3 protein-coding genes and 1 pseudogene are annotated in these 3,475 nt (G+C 74.0%); 1 reads left to right on the plus strand and 3 read right to left on the minus strand.

Going from position 1 to position 3,475, the window contains the following annotated elements:
* The 3 genes and pseudogenes from SSOG_RS28275 to SSOG_RS28285 all read right to left on the minus strand — a co-directional run.
* Window positions 1–709, minus strand: a pseudogene (locus tag SSOG_RS28275) (hypothetical protein); the annotation flags it as partial.
* Window positions 700–1,959, minus strand: coding sequence for a hypothetical protein (locus SSOG_RS28280; protein WP_050799992.1), 1,260 nt, complete (start codon window positions 1,957–1,959; stop codon window positions 700–702). The gene SSOG_RS28280 and the pseudogene SSOG_RS28275, both read right to left, overlap by 10 nt.
* Window positions 1,865–2,923, minus strand: a complete 1,059-nt coding sequence (locus tag SSOG_RS28285) for a phosphatase PAP2 family protein (protein WP_039938900.1) — start codon at window positions 2,921–2,923, stop codon at window positions 1,865–1,867. The genes SSOG_RS28280 and SSOG_RS28285 overlap by 95 nt, the downstream gene beginning before the upstream one ends.
* Before the next feature lie 299 nt (window positions 2,924–3,222).
* Between SSOG_RS28285 and SSOG_RS28290 the strand changes: the two genes are divergently transcribed.
* A partial coding sequence (locus SSOG_RS28290) for a histidine phosphatase family protein (protein WP_009717679.1) occupies window positions 3,223–3,475 on the plus strand: 253 nt, incomplete at its 3' end.

The raw sequence follows: 3,475 nt of genomic DNA on the forward strand, positions 1-3,475 counted from the left end.
CCCCGTCCCGCGCCGACTCGGTGTGCAGCGCCGCCTCCGCGCCCGGGACACCCTCCGGCGGGTCGATCCAGGCCAGCAGCGACCCCAGGTGCTGGTCCTCCAGGTTGCTCTGCCCGGTCGCCCAGTGCCGCCCCAGCAGCTCGGTCAGCGACAGCAGCAGCGAGGAGCCGGGCACCCGGGACCGCTCCCCGTAGTGCGTCAGCCACCGGCCGAGGAGCGGTACGCGCGCGGGCGCCGGGAACGGCGTCTCCGGGTCCTGCTCGGCGGTGCGCCGGAACCGCATCGACCGCCCCAGCAGCCGGACGAACGCCACGCCCGCACCGCTGGGCACCAGCAGTTGCGGCGCGTCCGCGCACAGCTCGACCTGGACCGGCACCTTCTTCCCGGTCTCCGGGTCGGTCTCCTTGCGCTCCTCCAGCTCGACATCGTCCCCGTACCCCTCCAGGTACGGAAGCATCTCCTCCGCCAGCTCGGCGAGGAACGCGAACCGCAGATCACGGTTGCGCGGCTGCGCCACGACCAGCAGCCGCGGCGCGTCCCGGTCGGTGCCCACCAGCGCCCCGAGCGGCGCGCCCGTCTCGCCCGCGGTGGTCAGCGGCACGAACGCCAGGGGCCGCTGCGAGAGATGACGGTGCCGCACCGTGGCGACCGGCCGTGCCCGGCCCTCCCGGACGGCCTCCATCCGGGCCAGCGTGGTGATCAGCGACATACCGCCTCCGCAGGCCGCGCGGCGGTGGCGAGGGCCTCGGCGCGCAGGGCCGCCGCGCGCCGCAGGGTGTCCACGGCCGGGTCGCCGGTGGGCTCCGAACCGCCGGATTCCAGGGCGGCCGCGAGCACGGCCTCGACCGTGGTCAGCCCGCCCAGCTCGCCCCGGACGCCGCGCCCCAGCGACTCGACGGCGCCCTCCGCCCGGGCCCGCGCCCGGCAGTGGAGGGCCAGTTCACAGGTGGACAGGCACTCCGGCGCGTACGCCGCGTCCACCGTCTCGACCGCGGCGGTCAGCTCCTCGAGGGGCCGGGTCGGGGTGCGGCCGTCCTCGGTGAGCCGCAGGTCGAAGGTGGTGCCCTCGGGGAGGGCGGCGGCGATCTCCTCGATCCGGGTGAGGCGGCTCAGCTGCCGCCGGGTCACGGCGAGTTGCTTGCGCACGTCGACGAGTTCGGCGGTCGGCAGATTGGAGAAGTCCTTGGGGCAGACGAGCAGCACCTGATGGCGCACCCGGGCCGCGACGCCGTCCTCCTTGCCCTCCGGGCCCTCCGTGACCTCCCCGAGGTGGGCCGCGATCCGCTCCAGGGCCAGGGCGTAGACGGCCGACTGCCGTGCTGCCGCGCCGACCTTGGCCGGGTCGGCGGCGCCGTCCACCATGGGGAAGGACTTGATCTCGATGACCGTCCAGGAGCCGTCGGGGTGCACCACGACCGCGTCCGGCTCCAGGAAGGCGGGGGAGCCCGCGACGTCCAGGCTCACCATCGGATGGTCGAACAGCGCCCATCGCCCCGCCGCCGTGGCCTCCCGCAGCGCCAGCGCCGTACGGGCCGTGCGCCCCTGGGGGCCGGCCGCGGTCAGGTCGGGGGTCGCGATGGTGTCCGGGTCGGGCGCGGCCGAACCGTCGGCCAGCCGCTCGTGCAGCAACTGCGTGAGCAGCGCGCCGCGGTCGGCCTTGACCCGGGCCTCGAAGGTGTTGCCGCGCTGGTGGGCGAACTGGGACTGGCCGAAGGGCGCGGGCGCTCCGAGCGCTCGCGCGAGCGCGCCCTTGTCGACCCCGGCGCCGTCGAGCAGCGCGCGGCGGCGACAGCCGGGGTTGGACGCCAGCGCGGCCAGCGCGCGGGCGTCCATCGGATGCGGAACGGCGGAGGGGCCGCGCAGCTCAGCGAGCTGGTGCCGCAGCGCCGTCGCCGGCACCGGCTCCCCGGCCGTGACCGGCACCGGCACCGGCTTCCCGTCCGCCGCCGTCGCCGCCATCCGTACGTTGCCTGTCCGCGCCCCTGCCCTGCTGTCGGGGGATCCGTTCCCGTTCACGGGCCGAAGTCTCGCACTTGTCACTGACATTCGTGGCCGAGCCCGCATGTTCGACGGGCTCTCCGGCGGTGATTCCGGCGGCGCCCGCCCCGGTGGGGACGTCGGCGGTACGGGTCGCGGTGGCGGCGCTGACCGGACGGAAGCGCTCGCGGACGACGCCCGCGAGCCGCAGCGCGGGCCGGGTCAGCAGCGCTCCGACCCCGACGGCGGCGGCACCGGCGGCCGCGTCGAGGAAGTAGTGGTTCGCGGTGCCCATCACCACGAGGGTGATGACCAGCGGATAGACCACGGCGACGATCTTCGACCACACCGAGCGCCCCTGCCACCACAGCGCTATCCCGCACCACAGCGCCCAGCCCACATGGAGGCTCGGCATCGCCGCGTACTGGTTGGTGAGCCCGCCCATGCCGCGCGGCGCGCTCGCGTCCTTGCCCCACCAGCCGTACGAGCTGTACTGGGCCATCGTGTCGACGAAGCCCTGGCCCGCCTCCAGCAGCCGCGGCGGGCAGGTCGGCATCACGACGAAGCCGATCAGGCCGATCATCGTCGTGATCAGCAGCCAGGTGCGGGCGAAGCGGTAGTCCGAGTTCCGGCCGCGCCTCCACAGCCACACCAGGACCGCCGGGGTGGCCGCGTAGTGCAGTGACGCGTACACGAAGTCGGCCGGTATGCCTATCCAGGCGTGGCGGGTGAACAGGTCGTTGAGCGGTGACTCGAAATCGATGTTGAGTCGCCGCTCGAAACGGAGGATTCCCAGGCCGTGGTTGACGGCCGTGGACACATCGCCTTGGCCCAGAAGCCGACCGCCCGCGTACGCGAGGTACACCACCGCGATCAGCGGCAGCTCGGTCCACCAACGGGGCCGACTGCCCAGTGTCACTCCGGCACGGGGCGCGGTATGGGGCATCCGGACGCTCTCCCAGTCAAAAATCAGGCGGCCACGACATGGCGCGCGATCAACCGTACGGTGTAGTCGAGGCGGCCCCCGCACCGCCCCCGGGGACCCACGGCTGACGACCGCGCGAGGAGGAAGACGCCGGGAGTCCCCCCGAGGTTGCCTCTCGATCACGTGCGCGATGATGGATGGACAACGGACGGACAGAGATCTGTTCCCCTGAGCGCGTAGAGCGCAGGTATCCGCGGGCGGTCGCGTGTCACGGCGCACGGGGCGCGCGACAGGCACGTATCCGGTGAAAGGCGACCCCCATGGCACCACGCATCCTCCTGGCCCGGCACGGACAGACGCAGTGGTCGCTCCTGGGCAAGCACACCGGCCGTACGGACATTCCGCTGCTGGACGAGGGGCGGCGCGGCGCCAAACTGCTCGGCGAGCGGCTGCACCAGGCCCCGTGGGCGGGCCTGCCGGACGTCGAGGTGCGCACCAGTCCGCTCGTGCGCGCCGACGAGACGTGCGAACTGGCGGGCTTCGGCGACCGGGCGAGCGCGTGGGACGCCCTGC

The sequence above is a fragment of the Streptomyces himastatinicus ATCC 53653 genome (genome assembly GCF_000158915.1).
Classification (GTDB): domain Bacteria; phylum Actinomycetota; class Actinomycetes; order Streptomycetales; family Streptomycetaceae; genus Streptomyces; species Streptomyces himastatinicus.

Excerpts from the sequence above, each read along its gene's own strand:
- SSOG_RS28285 (WP_039938900.1), bottom strand. The coding sequence starts at position 2,923 with ATGCCCCATACCGCGCCCCGTGCCGGAGTGACACTGGGCAGTCGGCCC.
- SSOG_RS28280 (WP_050799992.1), bottom strand. The coding sequence starts at position 1,959 with ATGGCGGCGACGGCGGCGGACGGGAAGCCGGTGCCGGTGCCGGTCACG.